The 21897-nt window shown below is 58.7% G+C and carries 15 protein-coding genes and 7 pseudogenes; 7 read left to right on the forward strand and 15 right to left on the reverse strand.

The window, feature by feature from the left end:
- Positions 1 to 137 precede the first annotated feature (137 nt).
- Positions 138 to 467 (forward strand): H-NS family nucleoid-associated regulatory protein, encoded by a 330-nt coding sequence (locus OKW39_RS06275; protein ID WP_429361898.1) that lies wholly within the window; start codon positions 138 to 140, stop codon positions 465 to 467.
- A gap of 537 nt (positions 468 to 1004) precedes the next feature.
- Entirely contained in the window at positions 1005 to 1643 is a 639-nt protein-coding gene (locus OKW39_RS06280; RefSeq protein WP_429361899.1) for a sel1 repeat family protein, read from the forward strand.
- Between the two features lie 64 nt (positions 1644 to 1707).
- Here the strand turns inward: OKW39_RS06280 and OKW39_RS06285 are convergent, their stop codons facing one another.
- The 5 genes and pseudogenes from OKW39_RS06285 to lhpI form a co-directional block, all read right to left on the reverse strand.
- Entirely contained in the window at positions 1708 to 2427 is a 720-nt protein-coding gene (locus tag OKW39_RS06285) for an H-NS family nucleoid-associated regulatory protein (protein ID WP_429562286.1), read from the reverse strand.
- 882 nt (positions 2428 to 3309) lie between these two features.
- A pseudogene (locus OKW39_RS06290) lies at positions 3310 to 3957 on the reverse strand (DUF429 domain-containing protein).
- Positions 3958 to 4352: 395 nt separating this feature from the next.
- A pseudogene (locus tag OKW39_RS06295) lies at positions 4353 to 4580 on the reverse strand (SOS response-associated peptidase family protein); the annotation flags it as partial.
- Between the two features lies 1 nt (position 4581).
- On the reverse strand, positions 4582 to 5589 hold the full coding sequence (lhpH, locus tag OKW39_RS06300; protein ID WP_429361907.1) for a trans-3-hydroxy-L-proline dehydratase: 1008 nt from the start codon (positions 5587 to 5589) through the stop codon (positions 4582 to 4584).
- A gap of 78 nt (positions 5590 to 5667) precedes the next feature.
- Complete coding sequence (lhpI, locus tag OKW39_RS06305; protein ID WP_429361909.1) at positions 5668 to 6615, reverse strand: bifunctional Delta(1)-pyrroline-2-carboxylate/Delta(1)-piperideine-2-carboxylate reductase; 948 nt, start codon at positions 6613 to 6615, stop codon at positions 5668 to 5670.
- A gap of 118 nt (positions 6616 to 6733) precedes the next feature.
- On the opposite strand from lhpI, the pseudogene OKW39_RS06310 reads away from it, so the two are divergent.
- A pseudogene (locus OKW39_RS06310) lies at positions 6734 to 6851 on the forward strand (GntR family transcriptional regulator); the annotation flags it as partial.
- Positions 6852 to 7098: 247 nt separating this feature from the next.
- On the opposite strand, the gene OKW39_RS06315 reads toward OKW39_RS06310, so the two are convergent.
- The 10 genes and pseudogenes from OKW39_RS06315 to OKW39_RS06360 form a co-directional block, all read right to left on the reverse strand.
- Positions 7099 to 8358: an amidohydrolase family protein gene (locus OKW39_RS06315; protein WP_429361911.1), complete on the reverse strand. Its 1260-nt coding sequence runs from the start codon at positions 8356 to 8358 to the stop codon at positions 7099 to 7101.
- 10 nt (positions 8359 to 8368) lie between these two features.
- Positions 8369 to 9664, reverse strand: a complete 1296-nt coding sequence (locus OKW39_RS06320; RefSeq protein ID WP_429361913.1) for an MFS transporter — start codon at positions 9662 to 9664, stop codon at positions 8369 to 8371.
- Positions 9665 to 9815: 151 nt separating this feature from the next.
- Positions 9816 to 10715, reverse strand: a complete 900-nt coding sequence (locus tag OKW39_RS06325) for a LysR substrate-binding domain-containing protein (RefSeq protein WP_429363749.1) — start codon at positions 10713 to 10715, stop codon at positions 9816 to 9818.
- Between the two features lie 1421 nt (positions 10716 to 12136).
- A complete protein-coding gene (locus OKW39_RS06330) occupies positions 12137 to 12979 on the reverse strand; it encodes a tetratricopeptide repeat protein (protein WP_429562287.1) in 843 nt (280 codons plus the stop codon).
- On the reverse strand, positions 12976 to 13926 hold the full coding sequence (locus OKW39_RS06335; protein ID WP_429562288.1) for a Ku protein: 951 nt from the start codon (positions 13924 to 13926) through the stop codon (positions 12976 to 12978). The genes OKW39_RS06330 and OKW39_RS06335 overlap by 4 nt, the downstream gene beginning before the upstream one ends.
- A gap of 217 nt (positions 13927 to 14143) precedes the next feature.
- On the reverse strand, positions 14144 to 14983 hold the full coding sequence (gene ligD, locus OKW39_RS06340) for a non-homologous end-joining DNA ligase (protein WP_429563462.1): 840 nt from the start codon (positions 14981 to 14983) through the stop codon (positions 14144 to 14146).
- Positions 14984 to 14986: 3 nt separating this feature from the next.
- Entirely contained in the window at positions 14987 to 16267 is a 1281-nt protein-coding gene (gene ligD, locus OKW39_RS06345) for a non-homologous end-joining DNA ligase (RefSeq protein ID WP_429563463.1), read from the reverse strand.
- Positions 16259 to 16866, reverse strand: a pseudogene (locus tag OKW39_RS06350) (DNA polymerase ligase N-terminal domain-containing protein); the annotation flags it as partial. The pseudogene OKW39_RS06350 and the gene ligD (OKW39_RS06345), both read right to left, overlap by 9 nt.
- A pseudogene (locus tag OKW39_RS06355) lies at positions 16832 to 17054 on the reverse strand (hypothetical protein). The pseudogenes OKW39_RS06350 and OKW39_RS06355, both read right to left, overlap by 35 nt.
- 177 nt (positions 17055 to 17231) lie before the next feature.
- Positions 17232 to 17727, reverse strand: a pseudogene (locus tag OKW39_RS06360) (ferritin-like domain-containing protein).
- Between the two features lie 558 nt (positions 17728 to 18285).
- Here OKW39_RS06360 and OKW39_RS06365 point away from each other — a divergent pair.
- From OKW39_RS06365 to OKW39_RS06380, 4 genes and pseudogenes are all read left to right on the forward strand, one after another.
- A pseudogene (locus OKW39_RS06365) lies at positions 18286 to 19174 on the forward strand (manganese catalase family protein).
- Between the two features lie 45 nt (positions 19175 to 19219).
- The gene (locus tag OKW39_RS06370; protein WP_429361927.1) at positions 19220 to 19678 is read left to right on the forward strand and encodes a hypothetical protein; all 459 of its coding nucleotides are present in this window, start codon (positions 19220 to 19222) and stop codon (positions 19676 to 19678) included.
- 433 nt (positions 19679 to 20111) lie between these two features.
- Positions 20112 to 20234, forward strand: a complete 123-nt coding sequence (locus OKW39_RS06375) for a glycine zipper domain-containing protein (RefSeq protein WP_429363755.1) — start codon at positions 20112 to 20114, stop codon at positions 20232 to 20234.
- Between the two features lie 155 nt (positions 20235 to 20389).
- Complete coding sequence (locus OKW39_RS06380; protein WP_429551825.1) at positions 20390 to 21262, forward strand: YihY/virulence factor BrkB family protein; 873 nt, start codon at positions 20390 to 20392, stop codon at positions 21260 to 21262.
- The last annotated feature ends 635 nt before the right edge of the window (positions 21263 to 21897 follow it).

Here is a 21897-nt window from a genome sequence, read left to right on the forward strand (position 1 = left end):
GCTCGCCGACGTAACAGCGTGTGGTGGACTGCATAGGTCGCTCGCAGCTGATTGCAGTGTCCAATCTACGGAAACTGCGCATCGCTGCAATCGGCGAACGGTTTCCACAAATGGATAGCTTAAAGAAGGAATAGTTCATGGACGAAAGAAAGCGAGACAGCATAGTTGCTTATCTCCGCCGCCGCATGCAGGAGTTTGGCATCAAGCCGGACGACCTGGCGTCAGCCCTGGCGGCTGAGCAATCAAAGCAAACAGAAGCGCGCTACCGCAGTGCGACCGGAGTCACGTGGAACGGGGAAGGTGAGATGCCGCAATGGCTACAGCAAGCGATTAGCGCCGGACAATCCGTCGAGCACTTCAAAGTATCCCCAAGCGGGGAGCCGCCGCGGAAGAATCGCGAAAAGGTCGACTGGCGCGACGACCCTTTTGCAGGCAGTCCGCTGGCACGGGTGCAGCGCCAACCGTGAACTGCGTCGCTACCTTCTGGCAACACGCGACGGCCTTCGGCATAAGTAACAGCCTGTCTGACTGGACGTACACCATACGTGACTGCGTTCCGGCTTGATAGCAACCACTACCGACGGAACGGAGCCGTAGTCCACGGTCATCCCGATTCAACCGTTCACGGTTCGATACGCACAACTGTTGACGTTGAGTTTGAGTCGATGTCAGGCTGCCACTCTTGTCGGGCGTCCCGGTGCGAATCATCATCTCCGCGATAACTGAAACGACGAGGCCTCGGCAAAGCAACTGTCTGCATATCATCCATTTTTTAGCATTCGGCAGGAATTCGTTGCTATCGCTCTCCAGTTTTGAGACGGTGGGCACTTACAATCACGAATGCACGTATCCACAAGCTTTTGAGCAACGAGATGTCGCACTTCGCCTTCGCATTGCCACAATCCAAGCACCCCGAGCAGTGATGCGCCGAGGACGCGGAGGTCAAGTCACAACTGCGGTGAGGTATCATTGTGCGCATCACTCACCACAGGACGCGAAATCTGATGTCTGTAGATTCCAGCTGGTTGGGCCAAATTGAACGTGAGTGGGCACAACTTCGCCAGAGCGACCCGACACTCGATGTAGAAAAGTTCTTGCGGCACGTTGTGTCAGCGAACAAGGTTGGATTTCTTTCACTTGAATCAATCGCGGCCATTGCGAATGGCCTGCTCACAAGCCCGTTGCCGGGCGCACCTTATCTCGGCCGGCGCCTTATTGAACGGGTTGGCCCTGACCGGCACCCGTCGCTCCGGGTCGCCCTTGCACTGTCTCTTGTCACGGAGACAGGTGGGCCTGCCGATTTCGAGGGCGGACACGTCATTCTGGGCGATGTCCTGAAGGACGATATGGCGAGCGACCCGCTTCGCGGCATGGCGGCAGCGGCTCTTGCGGACAGCGCGAGGCTTGGTCGTGGCATGGACGCCGACCTTGAGATGGCCAAGGACATGTATGCCACGGCCTTGGAGCTTGGACACCGGTCGGCCGCGTATAACTTGGGCTTGTATTGGGAGGGACGCTGGGGTACGAGTGCTCCCGGCGACGTCGTCCCCGACAGCACAAAGGCGGCACAGGCCTACAAGCGTGGTGGTTCGAACGCAAAATGCGCCGCCCGCCTGGACGCATTGCGGACCCGTTCGAGGTAAACCACGCCAATCGCGCGTGCCGACGCAAAAAAAGCGAGCTCTGTGTGCTCGCTTACACGGTCGATTATGCAGCAGCAGCTTCCGGGGCAGCCGCGACATTCGTCGTCGTGCCCACCTTTTTGGCGCCAACCAGGTTCTTCGCCGGTGCCTTCTTCGCTACCGCCGCCTTTGTCGCGGGTTTCTTCGCGACGACTTTCGGCTTGCTCGCAGCGCCAGAATCTGCAACTCCGCTAACGCTAGCAATCAGAAACTTGGTCCGGTCCTTGGCACCAGACAACCAAGCCGGCGCCCGACCGCGGCCGCTCCAGGTCGCACCGGACTTGGGGTCACGGTACATCGCCGGCTGCGGACCGTTCCGCTGACCCTTGCCAGCAGCGGCGCTGACTGACGACGAGACCTTCTTGCCCGCAGTCTTGGCCTTCTTCGCACTTGCCACGCCTGCAGCGACGACTGCATCGGCACTACCCTCAATCAGGAATTTGCTGCGGTCTTTCGCGTTCGCAATCCAACCCGGAGCGCGTCCGTGTCCGGACCATATGGCCCCTGTCTTCGGGTCCTGATATTTCGCTGCGGACGGCTTGGAGATGACCGCAGATTTAGCTGCGGCTTTCGGTCCGCCTTTCTTGTCGCCAACATGCGCGTCAAGGTCAGCTGTCGTCAGGCCGTGCGTTGACATCAACTCGCGAATCTTTTCGATAACAGCGCTCGACTTCTTCGCGATGAGTGCGTCTGCTTGGTTCTGCAGTTTTTGGATTTTTGCTTGCAAGGATTCCAGGGGCGTCATTCGCACCTCCGTAGTTGAGATGCCGGCACTATGCCATGCGCAAGATGCAGTGCGCTACTTCTAGTTGGATGGCCGAATAGATAACCGAACATTCTTTAGTGGTTCCTCGGCGCGCCATCACTCTTTTTTCGGCGTCTGACGAGCGCGCCGCACCGCATCCAATGGCAACAAGCAAGACTGTCATCAGACCCGCGCTCATGCCGGTCGTGCTGCGGGAGTCGCTCGGACTGGAAGCAGCAGAAGCGACCGTAGGCGAAGAGGCCTGCGTCGCAACCGGCTGCGGAAGCGCTACGCCGGCGGCACTGCCTTGGCGAACGAGCGAGGCTTCCGACGTTGGGGAGGCCGGAGATGCGGTAGGGGGAACTGCGTCCGGGGCGGGTCCGACGGGAGCCATAGCAGTAGACGAGGTCATAGCCGGCGCCAGTGCAGCGCGAGAAGTGGTTTCGACAGACTCGGCCATCGCCTTCCACTGACCAAAGACGCCGTCGATGCAGTGGACGTCGGTGCAGGCGTTCCGATTGCCTCCACTGGGCGAGTTGTTCGGGAGAAAGTTTCCCAGTACTCAGCAGAGCCTGTTGCTGCGTGAAAATATCGTCATATTCATTGTTCAGGATGGCGTGGTCGCATATGACGCGCGCAGCTGGTTGCCGCGTGGTGGCACATTGAATATCGCTCGCTCATGCTTCGATTGAACCAAACGCTGCCATTGACAGCAGCAAGGTCAAATGTGGCGTTCGATGCACCGGTCCTCATAAAGTGTGATTGCCGTGATTAAGCTGCTGTCGCTCGTGGGCGAACTTCAAGGTGTGCCTGATGGACTCAGGGACACTTGACGCTTCGGCTACGTCAGCCGTGTCGGTTAGGCCGCGAAAGCGGTCTGCCCTAAGCCTCTCTACTGTGGCCAGTGGGAGCGGGCACGATAATGAATCCGCCTAGCTCGTCGCCGTACGCAACGACTCTCCCTTCAAGTAGGAAGCTTGCGGTCAAGGCGCAAAGCGCCGCATCCACTTCGTCGATAGACCTCAGCGACGTTGCATCAATTCCCGCATGGTCAAGAATTTCTCGGCGCTGAGTTCGCTTTCGCTTCGCAGATGCGACTGCATTCCTAATAAGGGCGCAGGTTATGGCATGGGGAAACGTCTCAAAGCCCACCTGGCGACCGATTTCCCCATCCTTGAAAAGAGGAAAGTGTGGCGCGAATGCATTATAGACACGCTCGCCATTGAACATCCACCCGTAGAATCCGCTTTTACTGGCTATGGCCAGCTCGCGACTCGGTGTCGCAATCGAAAAGATTCGTTACTGCGCAAGCGCCTTCTCAGCTCGCCTTCCGGCCTCGCCAATTCGCCACCGACAGGGTGCATCGATACCCACCCCTGCCACCTTAAATTTGAGGCATTTTTCGAGCATATGCTCCGGCGTCTCCTCGCGGAGATTGCACACAATCTCAGTGCCACGCAGGATAACGAGATGATTTCCCTTCCGGTCTCCGCCGATGTCGATTCCAGCTGCAGCTCGTCCCGACTTCATCGTGAAATTTCCCCTCAAATGAATCCCAGCGTTCGCAGGAGGAAACGGAAAATAGTCCGGTGCGAGTTTGCCGTTGAACGGCAAGGGCGTTGGCAAACATTTTTTTCTCCACACTGCACTCTTGGCAGCGCGCTCCCGATTTGGAAAAACCAGGCGTGAGGCACCTCACGCCCTGACGTTGAGCAAACGTTGCGTCAGTGCTGGCCTGCGTTCAGCATCCAAACCTGCCGCGTCGGCGGTGCTACAAGAATGCGCGCAAACACCGCGCGGCATCGAACGCAGGTGTAGTGCTCTTCTGCTCGCACATTCCCAACTGCGCCAGAGCCGTTGAGCGTGAGGTCATGGTGCGGGGACTGAGTGGCCGGCTGCCCGTAGAGGTCCGCGCGCGATGCGCAGGGTTGAATCCAAAGGTCCATTCGTCGGTCATGGCCGGCGGCCGCAACTTCCGTCGGCGGCTCGTCGGTAATTGCGGCGAATGAAAGCAAATCGGGCTCTCCCGGCGCTGACCAGCGTGACCAAAGACAGGCTACCAACATATCGTGTGGCGGGTTGGGCTTGAACTCCAGTACAACATTCTCGTCCTTCTCACCCGGAGCAAGCTCGCGACGTTCCTTTTTGGCTCGGCTACCGTACGAGGAACCCGTAAGTCAGAGGGTCACGCTCGTCCACAATCCAATTCGCAAAGCCGCAAACGAAAGCGTTGCCATCGACCTCGGGGATGACGGCCCTGAAATTGCCCACAGTCGTCTCGCTCAGCACCCGTCCTTTGAATACAGTGCCGATGATGGACTCGTTCACGAGCGTGTCGCCCTTTCCCAGCTTTCCACGCAGATAAAGCTGCGCAACGCGGCCGCCCGTTCCAGAACCCGTCGGTGAACGGTCCACCTCACGGTCTGCGAAGATGCAGCAATTGGCTTGCGTCGAACCGGGGTGCCGGGGCGCGGCAGCGATGATTGTTCCGTAGATGTGGTTGATTTCAGGGATAAAGGGATGCTCAACCGGGAATGCCTTGTTCGCAGCCTCCTTTACCTCTGCTCCAAAACGAATGAGTTCTTCCACCGACGATTCACGGACTTCAAGTCCGTGTGGTTGACCATCGGTGTAAAAGTAAAATGCACCGCCGAACGCAATGTCGCCAGTCACCGAACCGAACGACGGCGTCTCGACCGTCACGTCCTGTTTCCAGATAAAGGACGGCACATTAACGAAGCGGACATTTCCGGCGTGCTCGCCGTCCCACTGCACGAACGCTTCGATGAAGCCGCACGGCGCGTCGATACCGATGCGTGTCTCCGGTATCTGACGTTGCACCCAGCCCAGCTCAACCGCTGCTGTGGACAGGGCAATGACGCCATGCCCGCAGTGGTCGCTGTAACCCTCGTTGTGAAGGAAGATGATGCCGAAATCAGCGTTCGGGCTAACCGGCTCCGTCAGGTAACCGCCATACATGTCCGCATGACCGCGAGGCTCGAACATGAGGGCTTTGCGAATTTCGTCGGCGTTCTCCTTCAGCCACGCGCGTCGCTTGACAATAGTATCGCCAGGAAGACGCGGCAGACCGCTGGTAACTATGCGGAATGCTTCACCGCCGGTGTGGACTTCAACAGTCGAGATGGTGCGGGTGATTTTCATGTTTGCTTTGGTGAACTCGGTGGGTATCCTGCTTTTACTCGCCGTACGGAACCGGCAAGCAATTTAAATCGGCGCTACTTACACGTCAGCGCCGACTTGACAGGCGTTTGCGTCGAGTGCTTTACGTGCGACGCGGCACGCGGCCAAGTCCCACGCAGCGCAGCCAACGCTCTTGAACAGAATCGGCGCACTCGGCTTCAACTCGCCAGCCAATGCCTTGGCAAGCGGAGAAACTGAGGTCCAGTCGACGTTGGCCTGGATAAGGTCGTCCGCTTCATGCTTTGCACCGACGGGGTCGTCTACGACCACGAAACTTCTGTCGACGGTCTCCTTGCCGATTTCCGCTGCGTCCGACGTGAAAGCGCCGACGCCGACGACGAGACGACCGGGTCGCGCCGACATCGTGTAGACCGGAGACCTGCTGGTTGTCAAAGTCATGACGACTTCAATGCTGTCGGGAATCACATCGCCATCAAGGACAGACAGGTTTGGTGCTACTGACCGGGTCCGGGCCACGAAGGCGTCTGTGCCTGCCGGTGACGTGCCCTTTGCAAACAGTTTGGCTTCCGGGAACGAGGCCGCGAGAGCTTCCGCGTGATTGGCCGCCTGTTTCCTGGTGCCAATGATGAGAATTTCGCGCGGAGCCATGCCATGCAGGGTCTGGATGCCCAGCACAGTGACAGCTGCCGTTCGGCGCCCGGTCACGGTCGGCCCATCGAGCACGAACAACATTTCCCCAGTGTGCGCGTCGCATGCGATGACCTGGCCTTGGATGGTCGGGAGCTGGCGCTTTCCATTCGAAGGACAGACGTTCACCAACTTATGAATGGCGATGTCTTCAGCACTGGCAGGCATCGACAGCATCAGGCCGCCTTCCTGCATCGGAATGGCCAGCCGCTCAGGACTCGCGATGTGTCCTGCGCCGTATTCGACGATGGTCTCCCGAAGAACGCGAACCAGCGAGGGATAGTCCAGCAGTGCAGCTGTTGCATGGGCGTCGAAATTTCGGGTTCTGAGAGAGGTCATGTTCGGGTTCGCCTTTGGAGAGGTGGGTACGACCATGCGCTGGAGGGATGCGCCAATTGAGTGCTAATCAGTCAAGTGTGCGGCGGCTTCCGCCTGGTCTGGATGACCGCCATCGACAGACCCGTGGCGCATTCGCCTGTACGTCGCTGAACATCGTCTGATTTACGAGGCTATCGTGACCGGCAATGCTGACGTAGCACCTTCTACTAGAGCAACATATTCATCGCGTCCAATGAGACATCGTTTCACAGTAGATGGAAAGTTGCCCCTTTAGCGCATGGGTCCGAGAAAATGACCGCTAAGCTAATAGGTGCGAACCCCGGCTTACAGTGCCAGAGCTGGCCGCGAGCGGCCTGGCTCAAGGTCAACGAAAAAGGCACCGGTTGCCATGGGGCGAATCCGGAAATCGCGGCGCGCCGCGAATGATGCCGGGAGGACCTTGAGTGCAAACGGTCGGCGCGACCGATGCGACGCACCAGCAATTCACTCTGCGATTGGTTCGAGCAGTCGGCCGGCTTCCTTCATACACACTCCAGCCTTGATGACCACGGGAATGTGTTCGCCTTGCCCCAGCAGAAGGGAAATGTCCTCAATGGGGTCACCGTCGACCACGATGAGGTCAGCCACGGCTCCGACAGCGACCGTTCCCCGCACGCCTGGTTCACCCGTGATTTCGGCGGCAACGCACGTTGCCGACCGGATGGCCTCAACATTGCCGACGATTTCTGCCCGAACCGCAAACTCGTCGGACTGGAAGGCGTGCAGCTCGCCCAGCATGTCCGAGCCGAACCCGACCTTCACGCCTTCGCGCGCCATCAGCGCAAGTGCCTGCCGGCCGACAGAGCGTGCTCCCTCAATCTTTGCGAGCGATTCAGCGGGGAAACCAAGCGCGGGACCTTGTTCAATGAGACGGTCGAGAGTAGCGATTGTGGGCACAACCGCTACGCCACGCTCCGCGAGCAGACGGGCAGTCTCCTCGTCGATGAGGTTTCCGTGCTCGATACATTTCACCCCGCACTCGACGGCGCGCCGGACGGCACGAGCGGTGTAGGCGTGCGCCATCACGTAAGTCCCGGCGGCCTCCGCTTCCTGAACCGCGGCACGGATTTCATCTTCCGAGTACTGGGTGTTGGTGATGGGGTCGTTGGGCGAAGCGACGCCGCCCGACGCCATTATTTTGATTTGGGAGGCCCCTTTGAGGAGTTCTTCGCGTACCGCCAGGCGCATCGCCTCGACACCATCGACCACCCGGGCAATCGCTCCCTGACGTCCCAGGCACCCGCAGGCATCGTCAAGCTTGTCATTGCGCTGACGGAAGTCGCCGTGCCCACCGGTCTGCGATAACGCCTTGCCCGAAGACAGGATGCGCGGGCCCCAAAGCACGCCGCTGTTGACAGCATCGCACATTGCAAAGTCAGCGCCGCCTGCATCACGAACGGTGGTGAACCCGCGATTCAGCATGCCGCGCAGGATGGGCAACGTTTTAAGCGCAGCCAGAAAGTTTGGCATCATCGCGTTAGCGCCCAGATTCGCATTCGACGCGACAACGTGGACATGCAGGTCGATGAAACCCGGCAAAACGGTGCGCCCGGGGAGGCTCATTCTGCGGGCACCGACAAACGACGGTGGTATCTGTCCTATTGCCGCAATCTTCCCGTCGGCGATGCAGACATTGACGTTTGTCTGGCGTTTCTTCGTTGCGGGGTCGAAAACATTCACCCCTTCGATTACCAACATGCTCATGTGAATTTTCTCAAGACTGGTATGGCTTTGTCAGCAAGATGCCGAGCAGGCTAACCACCGCGGCGAAGATGATGTAATAAGACGCAGACTCGGCGTCACCCGTGTGTTGGGTAAGCCAGGTGATGATGAAAGCGGCAAAGCCACCGAAGATGGTCACTGCGCCGTTGTAGGCCAAAGACAATCCGGTCGCACGGACGCGGCTCGGGAACATTTCCGTGAAGAGAGCCAGAATCGGGCCGGTGTATGCAGCAATCAGCACGCCGAAAATCGCCTGGAAGGTCAGCAGCGTGGCAAAGTCGGGCGATTTAATCAGATGAGAGAACAGTGGATAGCTGGCAACCAGAATAACGAGCGCAGCAACCGACAGGACCCGCCGCTTGCCGACCTTATCCGACAGTGCCCCGAACACGGGCGCCATGACCATCAGCACGACACCGCTGACGACGCCCGACGTGAAGCCCTCACGCTGGGTCATGTGCAGATACTTCACAACATAAGTCGGGATGTAGAACAGGATGACGTATGTGCAGACGGTCCACAGTACGACCATCAGCAGGCTGGAGAGCACCTGGCGAGGATACTCGCGAATGACGTCACGCAGCGGCGTGTTGGTGTGGCGCTTCTCGGATACGAACTCGGGCGTTTCCTCGATTTTCAGCCGAATGTAGTATCCAACCGGGGCCACCAGCATGCCGATGAAAAACGGAATACGCCATCCCCATGCGGTCAGCGAATCAGCCGACATGCTCGACGTGATGAGCGTACCGGTAAGGCTGCCGATGACCACGGCGAAACCGATACTCGTCTGAATCCAGCTCGAATAGAAAGCACGACGTTTAGCTGGAGCATGCTCGGTAAGGAACGCAGTAGCGCCGCCCATTTCACCGCCAGCGGACAGCCCCTGCAGCAATCGCGCGATTACGATAAGACACGGCGCGGCGATGCCGATAGATTGGTACGTAGGGGCGAAAGCAATGATGCCCGAGCCGAGCGCCATGATGAGCATGGCGAGCGACAGCGCTCGCTTGCGACCCACCTTGTCGCCGTAGATGCCGAACGCGATGCCACCGAGGGGTCGCATCACGAAGCCAACCCCAAAGGTTGCCAGTGATAGCAGCAGCGACGTTGTCTCGTTGCCTGCGGGGAAAAATAACTTACCAATGGTTGCTGCGAAGAATGCGTACCCGGAAAAATCGAACCACTCCAGACCGCTGCCAATGACAGTGGCGAAAATCGCCTTCCGGCGCGTCACCATCCTGATGGGCGGCTCGCCCACCAGTATGCCGTTTGATGCACTCGTTGCCATTTAGACCTCTCGGAATTGTCGTTTAGCGACGTGAGCGTTCGCGATTCGTCACGCATTCAATGTAATTTTTGGCGTGACGACCTCATAACGCTAAATTCGCAAACGCGCTTGCAAAAAACGCAACCGCATCGAGAGGCTTGCAACGGAGAGCTCAGGGAGCGACTGTCTGACCGATTACCCACTCGCGGAACCGACGGGCGGCAGGTGTTTCCGCACGCTCCGATGGCCAAGTGACAAAGTATGAGCCGCCCATGGTGGCGTAAGAGTCCGATGCCCTGACGAGCGCGCCGTGCTCAAGGAGCGGGTCAATGACCCGGTTCCAACCTAGCGCGACGCCCTTGCCATGCGTCGCGAGCTGCACAATGAGTGGGTAGCTGTTGACAATGATGGTTTGATTGAGCTCTGGTCGTTCAAGCCCCGCCTGTTCGAACCAGGTGTGCCAGGACATCCAGCTACGTTCCGCGTCCTCCAGAACAAGCAGCGTGCAGGACAGCAGTTCCACTGGCTTCAGTTTGCGCCCATCAAGATAGGTCGGCGAACAAACCGGAAATACCTCCTCGTCGAAAAGCTTCCGTGTGTGCGTTCCGGGAACCTCGGGGTTGCGCAGATAGAAAATGCCTACGTCGTACTCAGCTGGCGAGACGGCTCCAAAGTGGTCCCGCACGATGATGCGCAGGTCCACATCGGGATTCGCATCGATAAACGAGCCGATTCTCGGCGCGAGCCAGAATACCGAGAGGCCAGCTGTGCAGGACACCGTGAGACGAGACCTGACGACGCGAGCCATCAGGCTCGACGTAACGCTAGTGCACAGCTCCAACATGCGCCGCACATCCACCGCATAAGTTTCCCCTGCCGGCGTGAGCCTTAGGGTGTTGTGCTCCCGCACGAACAGCCGGCGTCCCAGGAATTCTTCGAGTTGAGATATTTGGCGGCTCACAGCACTGGTGGACAGGTGCAGTTCCTGCCCCGCACGAGTGAAGCTCAGATAACGGGCGCTAGCTTCGAATGCTTGCAGACATGCGAGTGGAGGCAACGGAGAGAGAGCCATGGCGTTCGGCGGACTATCCAGGTTGTAGTAGAGCAACAGGATAGCCCAACGACGTCAGCCGATGGGTCATGAGTGTCCTCGCATATTTCACGGCCGTACAACCGTCACTTGGATAGCGGCTCGAACGGACGGAAGAGCAGTCCGAGGCTGCCTGATAACCTCCACATTCATCAGCGTGGTGCCAGACCATATCAACGTGCCTTTCATGCCGTAAGCGGCGTAAGCGAGTCACTCGACTCGCCAAAATCACCAGTATTGACGAAGCAGACGGCCGCGATTAATGGGTACATCTCCGGCAGGTTCGACGCGAACCAGGGCATCGCATACCTGTTTGCGAGCAAAGAAGATGTGCGTGCCTTCCGACTCATTCATCGAGACGCCGGCGCTGACCGGTGGGGTGCTTGGCTCTTTCGATACTGACGAAGAGGCAGAATCAGCAGGCCTTTCGTGGTGTCGCGCGTGGGTCGATAGCCATGGCTAGTGCGAAACAGGACGGATGTACTTCATCTTTCCCCACTCCCACTCGCTCAGATTTCGGGGAAGATGCTCCGAGCGGGTTGAAGTGTTTGTCTCTTGCGACTCTCAAGTCGATGCTGGGCATATCGCGACAAGTGGTGGACGAATCGATGTGAATCGAAGAAGGAGTACGTTTTCTGAACGTCGCGCGTCCGTACGCAACTTCGTTTGTCCGCGGCCGCTGTGCGTGAGTATCACAAGTTGCGACCTCGAGAAAGCCACTAAACCAGGCAGTGTCTCGTGGACGTGTCGCAAGAAGCCGGCATTTACGGCGACCATAAAAGAGGTGAACTGCTGGAGAGCGGAAAACACGAACCTCGACACGGGCGGTGTTGCGCTTACGGGACTCTCATGCCTGTACAGAGGGCAGCCAGGGAGTGCGCTGCACGGCGGTGACTTCCGAACAGCTTGACGCTTCCTTAAGGGGGCCCCGGCTTGATAGCAGAAACGCCGCTCGTGCGCACAGCCCTTCGTCCTGGTTGCCATAAGCGCTACCCCCGGGATATTCAGAGCCGTACAACAACACCGAGAAGATTTATCGGAATCGCTGTCTTGAGCTAATCTTAGGGGCTTCTCGCTCACGCATAGGGTTACACAGATTAAAGATTATAAGATTACCGGAGTGCTCGACCGAGAAAACGTCTTGCCTGCAGCACAGTTTTCAGAAGTGGATACCCATTTTCCGTGTGTGAAGGCCAAGCAAAACGTGGGTGGAGGACAAGTCACGTCGATGAACTTCGACAGAACAGTTGCGTCACGAGAACGATGCGCAACGCATCTGCAGCTTTGTACGTGCTTGCATCGGGCGTCGCCTGGACATGCCGCATAGTTTCAGCATCCTCATGAACGGGTTGATAGGTCGAAAAGCGTGCTCTGAACCACACGAATCGTCGGCGAAGTCCAGTTCAGCCAATCAACCGGCGATAAGCACTAAGGTGTCGAACTAGACCCTGTTTGTCGCCGCGAATCTCGCTCAGCCGGGCGAGGTTAAAGTGTGCGTCTGCATGCGTCGGGTCAAGTTCTATGCACCGCTGATAGGTCGCCGCCGCAGCGTCATAGCGTTTCAGCTCTTCGAGAACGACCGCGCGGTTGAAGTGCAGTAACGCGTCGTCTGGGAAGTGCTCTAACGCCCCATCAAAAACGGACAATGCCTCGTCGCAACGCGTTTCTGCCTCGCACAGCAATACGCCCAGATTCGTATAAGCGTGGTAATGCGGTGATGGCGCGAGCTCGAGCACTTTCCGGTATGCCTGCTCCGCGCCAATAGCATCGGTTCCGGTGAGTTGTTCGGCGAGTGCGAACCATTCCTCCGCTTGCTGTTCGCGACTCGTCTGGTTTCGCGGTGCCGAGTCGAGGAACGCGACCTCGCCTCTAATAGGTGCGACCTCGAAGTCGAGCAGGTGCTGGCCGGAAGCGGCGTCCCATTGGGCCTGTCCTGACCTGACAGCCACCGTCTCGCCTACCGATGTGATTCGGATTCCAGAAAGCGGAAGCTCGTCAGGAAGTTCGGCTTTCAGCTTCGCAAGCGCCCTCAGAATCTTCCGTGTTGAGACTTTGGCTGACTGCAACTGAAACGCTGTGCGCAGGACCACGACATCCTGGAAAGAGAATCGAAGCTCGTTTCTGCGACCGCGCGCCGGGTGAACGAATCCGGCTTCAATCAGCCCAGATAGCACCCGACGCGAGACACCCAGCAGCGATTGAAGGCTGCGCAGCGAGTAATCGTTTGACTGATTCGGTCTGGTCACTTGCGTGCTCGAACCTTTGCCGGTTGCGCCTCTTTGATGTCGGCTTTCGGTGTGGCTCGTTTGACAGGGCGCCTTGGTTTGGCTGCCAACACTTCGACGTCAGCGGCGGTGGTCTTCTTCGTTGCCGTTGTCCTGGCCGGCGCCGTCTGCGCCGGTACGTCCCGTTTCGCCTTGTTGGCGCTGAGACTCGCCCGAAGAGCCTCCATCAGGTCAATTACCTGGCCGCCCGACTCACTCGTGGTCTCCTCTGGAGACACAATCTGCTTGCCCGCGATTTTCCGGTCGATGGCCTCGAGAATCCGCTTTTTCTCCTCGTCCTCATAAGCCGACGGGTCGTAAGCGTCTTCGGAGACCTGGTCGATGATTTGCAGCGCAAGCTTGAGTTCCGCGGCGGTTACGGGCTCCTGCTCGATATGCAAATCGCTCAATGCGCGCACCTCATCTGCGAACAGCAGCTGCTGGAAAACCATGCCGTCTTCAGCGGGCCGTATCTGGACGATGCGGGTTTTGCCTTTATAAGACCATTTGGCGAGTGCGCACCGTTCGCTTTGGCGCATCGCCTGCTGCAGCAGACTGTAGGGTTTGCCACCCCGTTTGTCCGGCGCAATGAAATACGCCTTGTCGTAGTAGAGCGGGTCGACCGATTTTTCCGGCACGAAGGAGACAATTTCTACAACGTGCGTAGCACCCTCTTCAAGCGCCTTCAGCTCGTCCGCAGCGAAGACGACGAACTGCCCCTTTTCAAATTCGTATCCCTTCTTCATATCCGCGCGTGCGACGACCGCGCCAGTGGCCTCCGATATGTACTGCTGCTTGACCCGACCGCCTTCCGGCGTCAACAGGTTGAAGCCGACACCGGCAGCGCTGTCTGTCGCCGAATAGAGTTTTACCGGTATGGACACCAATCCGAAGGATAGCGTCAGCGATGCGATGGAACGCGCTGCCATGTGATTCTCCTGATAGCGGCCGGTGACAGTGTTGCCGGCGCTGCTTGCTAGCCATTCACGAGGGGCCAAAGCTTCGCGAGAGAGAGCATGTCATGTGCCGGTCGGCTGACGACCTTGCGCCGTGCAACCGGCTGGCGTGCATGTACCACGCGCGCTGTCGCGGCACTCCTACTTCTGCCGCCGCGAACCGCTGGACCTTCCGGCGCGAGACGTCTCATCACAGACGCTTTATGACTGACGCCAACGATTGTCTTGTGGACCAGTACGCTTCCCATGGGTCTCGCGTTTGAAAGCTAAGATACTCTCTCGCCGTTTGCACCGTCCAGTGCGCACCGCTTTTGAGGTCTGACAGTTGCTCCCATGACACTGGCATCGAGACACCCATCCCGGGCCGCGCCCGGGCGGAAAACGCGGTGGCGGTCGTCTGCGCCTTGCCGTTGCGCAGATAGTCGACATAGACTTTGCCGATTCTGTTGGCTGGCCCTGACGTTGCTGAAAAGCGGTCGGGAATTGTTTTCGCCAGATGCCCGACGAACGCCTGCGAGAACGCCTTCACAGATTTGTAATCCAGTCTTGGCGTTAACGGCACCACGACGTGCAGCCCCTTGCCGCCGCTCGTCTTTAACCAGGCTTTCAGGTCCAGTTCGTTAAGCAATGCCCGGACAAGAAGCGCTGCCTCCTGCATCTGCTTCCACTTCACGCCATCGCCGGGGTCAAGGTCAAAGATGACCCTGTCGGGCTTGTCGATTCGCAGAATTGTCGAGTTCCCGGTATGGAACTCAACGACATTCATCTGGGCCGCCGACATCAGCGCGTCCGCAGTATCGACGGTAAGCAACGGCGGGTGATTCACCCACAAACTGCGGTCGTGCGCCGTGAGACCGGGCATCCCCGTCTTCTCAGCGTGCTTTTGGAAAAATATCTGACCAGATATGCCGGTAGGTGCGCGGACCATTGCAAGCGGACGGTCCTTCAGGTGAGGCAGCATCCACTCGATAACGCTTTCGTAGTACCGGACCAGGTCGAGTTTTGTAACGCCGCTCGACGGGTCAACGATACGCTAAGGATGCGTGACTTTGACCTGCGAGACAGGCGCGGGCGTCAGCGTTTCTCCGGACTCGCGGACGACGCGGCGCGCCGGTTTGTCGACGCGCAGACCTTTGAACGACGCCTGCCGAACAACACCTTCCGCAGTCCACTCGGCGAACTCGACCTCGGCAACCAGCTCAGGACGTACCCAGCGTTCGGCGCCGGCGGCACGCCTGGACCAACGACCCGGCTTCGTTACAGCGACGTCAAATGGTGTTGCGTCGCGCTCAAGCGGTGTCAGGCGAACCCATAGGTCCCGACCAGTGCGGGCGTCCCAACCGGTGCCCACGCTGCCAGCGTCGTGGAGCTTGTTGCCCACGTAGTAACCGAGCAGCAAACTGCCGACTTCACCATCCTTGCCGCCTCTCGCAGTGAAACCACAGACGACCAGTTCGTGCCGCAGTCGGCATTTAGCCTTCAACCACGTCTGCGTCCTTCCCGATTCATATCGCGCGTCGCGGCTTTTCAACATCAGACCTTCGAGACCTAATCCCGCGGCGGCCTCGAATATCTGGGCCATCGGAGCGTCGAAGTCCTGACTGAACCGTACGCGGTCGCCATCCTTCTGCAGAAGCTGAGAGAGCAGCGCGCGCCTCGCCCACAGCGGGACGTTTCTCAGGTCTTTCCCATTACAGTACGGCAGGTCGAATAGAAAATAGACAATTTCCTGATTCGCTGCACCGTCTATCGCATTCTGGAGGGCGCCGAAATCGGGCAGACCGTCTCTGAGCACGACTATTTCACCATCAAGCCATCCGCTGGAGACAGGGAGCTTCTCGACCTCTGTGGCCAGCCTCGCAAGCTTTTTCGTCCAGTCGTGCCCGCCGCTCGTAAACAACCGCACACGCCCCTTGTTCACGCGGGCGAGCATTCTGTAACCATCCAGCTTCGACTCAATTATCCAGTCACCGCTCGTCGGTAGCGACGAAGCTAGCGACGCGCGCTGCGGTTCGAGTTTGGCGGGCAGCGCCGCGCTAACTGCGGCAGACAGGTCTATCTGTGGTTCACTACCGCGCCCAGGCCGCGCGACTTTCGGCTCCCGTTCTTCGACAAGCCCGAGCGGCTTCGTGGTAATGCTGTCGGGAAGCGCCTTGATAACGTCGTATTCCGCGAGCGGTTGCGCCCACTCGTCGCGCTTTTTGAAGAGCATCCACTGGTCCTGCTTGTCCTCCGGCCTGGATATACGGACGAGCTCCCACAAACCGGCGAGCTTTTCGCCATGGAGCCGAAAGACCAGCTTGCCGGCCTTCATTCCCTTGCGCGGGTCTCCGACCGGCTCCCACGCCCCTCGGTCCCACAGTATCACGGCGCCGGCGCCGTAGTGCTTGGGTGGAATCGTTCCCTCGAACTTCGAATACGCGACCGGATGGTCCTCCACATGGACCGCCATCCTTTTCTCCTTCTGGTCGTAGCAGGCCCTTTTGGCAGGGCCCACGAAAGGAGCACCCCATCCAGTTCGAGCCGGAAATCGTAATGGAGCCGGCTCGCCCAGTGCTTCTGCACGACAAAACCAGCATTTGCTGGCCCGACAGATGTGACATCTGACGGCGAGGGTTCAGGCGTAACCTCGAAGTCTCGCATTTTCCCGTAGCGGCTAAGACGCGGAGAAGTCGGTTGACGTGCTGAGACCATGATTGTTTTCCAGCAGGAAGCGAATGCGTAGGCCGTGTCCGGACCCCGTGCGCCGGAGGTACCACCTCGTGGCGGCAATGCTTCGCGCACGGCACGAGCTGTGAGACTCCAAGGGTCGAACTCGGTATAGCTATTGCGCATCCGGGAGGACTCACCGCCGCGATGTACCGTGTCGACACGGATGTTAGCTTCGAGCTTCCATGCCCTGCAGTTCGCCATGCTTGTGCGAATGTGTCGGCCGCGTATTTCAGCTCGAAATGCGCACCCTTGCCGCTACGCGTCGGGGGAAAGTGTTCGCCTTCCACGCAGGTGACCTCGAAAGTGTCCTTCCCATCATCATGTACGACCGCGTAGATGCCAGACACTTTCACGGTTTCGCTCGGCTTATATGAATTGTCGCCTGCCATCATCCTTTCCTTTTGAATGGTTGAGGACAGCCATCCAGCAAGCGTCGTATCCGTCGCCCCGTCGCCAAGGCTTTTCGGCATCTCGCCCTGAAGGCCTATCGCTTGCCGTAGTTCCGCGCGATTTCCCGGCGCTCGCGGTTTCGTTCGCCCGCCCGCCGCTGGCAAGGGTCGGGCGGCCTACTTCCCCAGGGCCTCTGCCGCCACCTTTTCTTCTGCGAGCAGAGATAGCTTGTCGTCAGTCGCCTTTTCCTCTTGCAGCGTTTCATTGAGAAGTGTGACGGCAGCCGTTTCGCCAAGCTGTTTGGCCAGTGCTATCAAGGAGCCATATGCTGCAATTTCGTAGTGCTCCACCTTCTGTGCTGCCGCGATGAGGGCTGTATCCAGCACCGGTCCCTTCTCGATTTCGTCAATCTGCTCCTGGCCTTCTTCGACCAGTCCTTCCATGGCGACGCACTTGACACGTTTGGAGTTTGATTCCGCTGGCTTCCACTACCTGGTCAATTCTTTCAATCTGGCCTTGCGTTTCTTCCAGGTGCGTCTCGAAGGCCGAGCGAAGTCCCGGGTTCGTCGCTGCACGTGCCATCCTGGGAAGCGACTTTGTCATCTGCTTTTCGGCACTGTAAATGTCGGACAGCGAATGAATGAACAAATTTTTCAACGTCTTCGTAGGCATGTCTACTCCTTAGTCGGTTGGGAACCGCCTCTGCAAGAAAGCGCGGTGTGAGCGCACCGGCGCAATCACCATTCCCGCTCGGCAACGTGCCTGACCCGACGGAACACCCGCGCCTAGCGTGCGGCGAGACAATTCCCAGACGTCTCGGGCGCTCGCCGTCTTGCAAACTTCTCGTTGCAACAATCGCCGCGCGAGCGCCGGAATGTCTTCGCGATGAGCGGCGGTAGAGACGTGTCCCTACCAGGGCCAGGAGGGTTGCACCGCGTGGGAATTCGAACGCCGCGTGACGAAGACTCGGCGCGATTGCCGCACTTCACCGGTCAGGAACGCTGCATGCGCGGTGTCCAGCGCAATGTTCTTTCCACCGTGTAGCCTCGCTGCACATTCGCCAGAGCAACCCAGTTCTGAGACCCGGGCGCCCAGCAGGGTGCGGCATTCAGGATTGCAGCGTGTCGCTGTCCGGGAGTTACCTAACCAGCCAAAGTAACGTGCGCATCGCTGTGACGGCAGGTCCGGCCATCCGGTAGCCCGTTACCCGGCCTCCTATGGAGAAATGACATGTTTGTGCACAACAAGCGGCTTCAATATACGGTGCGCGTCTCAGCGCCGAATCCCGGCCTCGCCAACCTCCTGCTGGAACAATTCGGCGGACCGCAAGGTGAGCTGGCGGCAGCCTGTAGATACTTCACACAGGCGGTCGGAGAGGATGACCCCGGTCGGAAGGATTTGCTGTTTGACATTGCAACCGAGGAGCTGAGCCACCTGGAAATCATCGGCTCTATCGTGGCAATGCTCAATAAAGGCGCGAAGGGACAACTCGCAGAAGCTGTGGAGTCGGAGGCCGAACTCTACCGTTCGCTCACAGGCGGAGGAAATGATTCGCACACGACAGCGCTGCTGTACGGAGGCGGCCCGGCTCTTACGAATTCAGCCGGGGTTCCGTGGAGCGCGGCGTACATCGACACTATCGGTGAGCCGACGGCAGACCTGCGTTCAAATATAGCGGCGGAGGCGCGCGCAAAGATTGTCTACGAGCGACTGATGAACGTGACCGACGACCCGAGCATTTCCGAAGCGCTTGGCTTCCTCATGACGCGGGAGATTGCTCACCAGAAGTCCTTCGAGAAAGCCCTGCATTCAATTCAACCAAACTTCCCGCAAGGCAAGCGTCCTGGCGTGCCCGAATTTACGAACGTCTATTACAACCTGTCACAGGGCGATGATGCGCCACGCGGTCCCTGGAACGACGGCCCCGGTTGGGAATTTGTTGAGACGCCCGAACCTGCCGTCGATGGGGGGCGATGGGTTGGCTTCCGCCAACATCTCCGGCGCGGACGCGAAAGTGCTGAGTGCGATGGCTGCACGGACAGCTTCGGACACAAGTTCTGACCCAACCACCGGTGCCGACCTGGGTTCGGGATACGAAGAGGCAGAGCCGAAAGAGTGAGGGTACTCATCAGTGGCGGCGTAAATCGTCGCCACTCCGCCCGCGATGGGCGCGGTAGTCAAATACCACCGGCAAAGCCGGTCGCTTGAGATTGTGAGCGCCTCAAAGGCGCCCATAAAACCGAGAGCCGCCCGTGGCGGCTTACTCCATGACCAGCTTCATCTGGTCATACCGCTCGTCCTCTTCTTCCTGATTGCCGATGTGCGCTCGCGCCATGTGCTCGTCCAGACAAGCAGACCTCAGACGAAAACTGTCGAGAAAATTGCGCTCACCCTGATTTGCGGAATACACCTTGCTGTATCAATTCATTCCACCCAACCGGAGACTGAAATGGCCACCAGCCCGAAGCAGAAGAACCCCGCAAGTGACAAGTCCGAGGAGGATGTTGACAAGGCTGTTGAAGAGAGCTTCCCCGGCAGTGACCCACCTGCGACAGGTGGAACAACCCGGATTGAGTCAGAGGACGGCGAAGAAGCCGACGAGGACGAGCCTAATCCGCAGTAATCGCATACAGGCGAGAACATGTGTCGACGCCCAGGAAACTGCCGCAGCGGTCTACGGGGCACATGACGCGCCAGTCGCGTTCGACACCTGGACCGCAGGCCGCAGTGGACAGCGTTCGCGGGAGCTTTGACAGGCAACAAGGGGAGACCGTCATGAGCACAAATGCAAGCAACGCAAACACGCCGACCGAATTCGCACCGCCGCGAGACGTCGCACCGACACATCAAGCTCGGCGCTTGGTAATGCGCCGTCTCCAACCGCGCCCACGGAGGTTGAGCCGCTGGACGGGCCAGTCGTGCTCGCGCAACCACCTGTCGTCGGTACTTCAGCGCCGGTAGCGCGCTTCGGGGGTACAGAGTCTGGAACTGCGGCCGACGTCTCCAGACCCGCGCTCGAGGTGGCGAAGAGTGCGTTCACCAGCGCGCAAGCAGCCGTGTCAAGCGGATACCGGACCGTCTCCGCCTCGACCGACGAATTTGCGCACGAGAGTCCATGGAAGTCCATTGCCTTTGCAGCGCTCGGCGGCATCATTATCGGGATGCTGCTAGCGCGATAGAGAGAGTGATATGCACAAACCGCTGACTGGCTGCGCGAGCCGGAGCAGCCAGTTAGCCAGGCTCTCTTTTTCAGGCTTCCCCGCAGTTTAGCGCGTGAGGTTCCCGTATGTTGCGTCAGGTAAAAAATCAAGCCGTCCAGCGCAAGCTAACCGTGATGGCCATCGCGCGGACCGCCATCAGCAAATTCTTGGATGACCGTTCGTCAATGATGGCCGCGAGCATCGGCTTCTTTTCCGCCTTTTCGCTTGCCCCAACCCTCCTCATCGTACTTGCCGTCGCCGGATGGTTCTTCGGGCCGGACGCAGCCAAAGGGCGGCTCTTTGACCAGGTCAAGGGCGTTCTTGGCAACGATGCTGCGAGCGCTATGCAATCTCTGGTCGAACACGCACATAGGGCAAGCGGAAGTGGCATCGCCGCTGCACTGTCTATTGTCCTGGTGGCTGTCGGTGCTTCGGCGACGTTTTCGTCGCTCAACACCGCTCTGGATGTCGTGTTTGGCGCAGAGTCGCCTAAAGGTATCGCCGGACTAGCGCTCCTGCTGCGCGCGCGTCTGATTTCCTTCGGGATGGTCATGGGACTGGGTTTCCTGCTGGTCGTGTCCCTTGTCTTGGACGCGGCCATACAGTTTGCCGGCCATGCGATTTTTGGTGACTCCAGTTTGGTTGTGCTCGCGGCGGTAGGTGAATCAGTCTTCGGGCTGGTGATACTCGCGATTGGGTTTGCTGCCCTTATCAAGTGGCTGCCGGATGCAAAGGTGCATTTTCGTCATGCGCTTATCGGCGGTGTGACTGCATCGGTGCTTTTTACGGCTGGGAGGCATCTCTTCGCGTTTTATCTCGCCCATGCCGGCACCGCAAACTCGTTCGGTGCGGCAGGCTCTCTTGCCGTGCTGATGATGTGGCTATATTTCTCTGCCGTCGTTTTCTTATTCGGTGCGGAAATTGCCGCATCCATCCGGGAGGCGTCACAGGCACGGGGCGAAAAGCTTTCTGACCTTTCGCCGCAGAAGCAGGGTCCAGGTAGATGAAATTGCGGCGGCCGCGATTAGCGTGATGCTGTACGCAGTGTCCTCTTGTCGCGAGCGCGAGTGCAGAGCCGACGGGAGCTTCTGGAGCTGCTCCATACTTTGCGTAATGTCGAACCGCAACGGCGCCCTCACTGTTTGCACGTGCATCGAGTTTTACCGCTAATGCCAGGAGAAAACGTTTTAGGTCGGCGCTTCCATGTCTTGCCAGAAAATTTTCCTTGAGCTCCTCAATACGTGCCTGCCGCGACGCCGGATACAGCATGCATGGCCACATGTGATGCTTCCTACAGACAGCTCCAGCAGATACGCAGTATCAATGTGAGCCGTTGTGGCGCTTCGCATCCTTCTAGACGCAACCCGCGCGCAGCGCTTATATCCGCCTTCGCATCCACCTCCTGTGTCAGGGCGGGCGAGAGGCTGAATGAGAATGTTGCGCCGCCTTAAGAACAACTGGGGGCCCAGATTTGCCCACCATGGGCTGCATGAATTGAACTGGAAATCGCAGACCCATCGCCCTGCCGGAAATGCAAGTCGTGAAGAACGGTTCGAAGGTCGCGGAAGCTTTTCCTCGCGAATACCAGACCCCGAGTCCTTAGAGCGTGTTAGGCACTTTGTGTCAGACCTGGTAACCTGGC

Source organism: Paraburkholderia sp. MM6662-R1 (assembly GCF_050436245.1).
Taxonomy (GTDB): domain Bacteria; phylum Pseudomonadota; class Gammaproteobacteria; order Burkholderiales; family Burkholderiaceae; genus Paraburkholderia; species Paraburkholderia tuberum.

What these genes read in the sequence shown, in the direction of transcription:
- OKW39_RS06280 (WP_429361899.1), top strand. Translation starts at nt 1,005, where the DNA reads ATGTCTGTAGATTCCAGCTGGTTGGGCCAAATTGAACGTGAGTGGGCA.
- OKW39_RS06380 (WP_429551825.1), top strand. Translation starts at nt 20,390, where the DNA reads ATGGCCATCGCGCGGACCGCCATCAGCAAATTCTTGGATGACCGTTCG.
- OKW39_RS06335 (WP_429562288.1), bottom strand. Translation starts at nt 13,926, where the DNA reads ATGGCAGCGCGTTCCATCGCATCGCTGACGCTATCCTTCGGATTGGTG.
- OKW39_RS06325 (WP_429363749.1), bottom strand. Translation starts at nt 10,715, where the DNA reads ATGGCTCTCTCTCCGTTGCCTCCACTCGCATGTCTGCAAGCATTCGAA.
- OKW39_RS06370 (WP_429361927.1), top strand. Translation starts at nt 19,220, where the DNA reads ATGGGCGCGGTAGTCAAATACCACCGGCAAAGCCGGTCGCTTGAGATT.
- OKW39_RS06285 (WP_429562286.1), bottom strand. Translation starts at nt 2,427, where the DNA reads ATGACGCCCCTGGAATCCTTGCAAGCAAAAATCCAAAAACTGCAGAAC.
- lhpH (WP_429361907.1), bottom strand. Translation starts at nt 5,589, where the DNA reads ATGAAAATCACCCGCACCATCTCGACTGTTGAAGTCCACACCGGCGGT.
- OKW39_RS06275 (WP_429361898.1), top strand. Translation starts at nt 138, where the DNA reads ATGGACGAAAGAAAGCGAGACAGCATAGTTGCTTATCTCCGCCGCCGC.
- OKW39_RS06315 (WP_429361911.1), bottom strand. Translation starts at nt 8,358, where the DNA reads ATGAGCATGTTGGTAATCGAAGGGGTGAATGTTTTCGACCCCGCAACG.
- OKW39_RS06320 (WP_429361913.1), bottom strand. Translation starts at nt 9,664, where the DNA reads ATGGCAACGAGTGCATCAAACGGCATACTGGTGGGCGAGCCGCCCATC.
- lhpI (WP_429361909.1), bottom strand. Translation starts at nt 6,615, where the DNA reads ATGACCTCTCTCAGAACCCGAAATTTCGACGCCCATGCAACAGCTGCA.
- ligD (WP_429563463.1), bottom strand. Translation starts at nt 16,267, where the DNA reads ATGAAGGCCGGCAAGCTGGTCTTTCGGCTCCATGGCGAAAAGCTCGCC.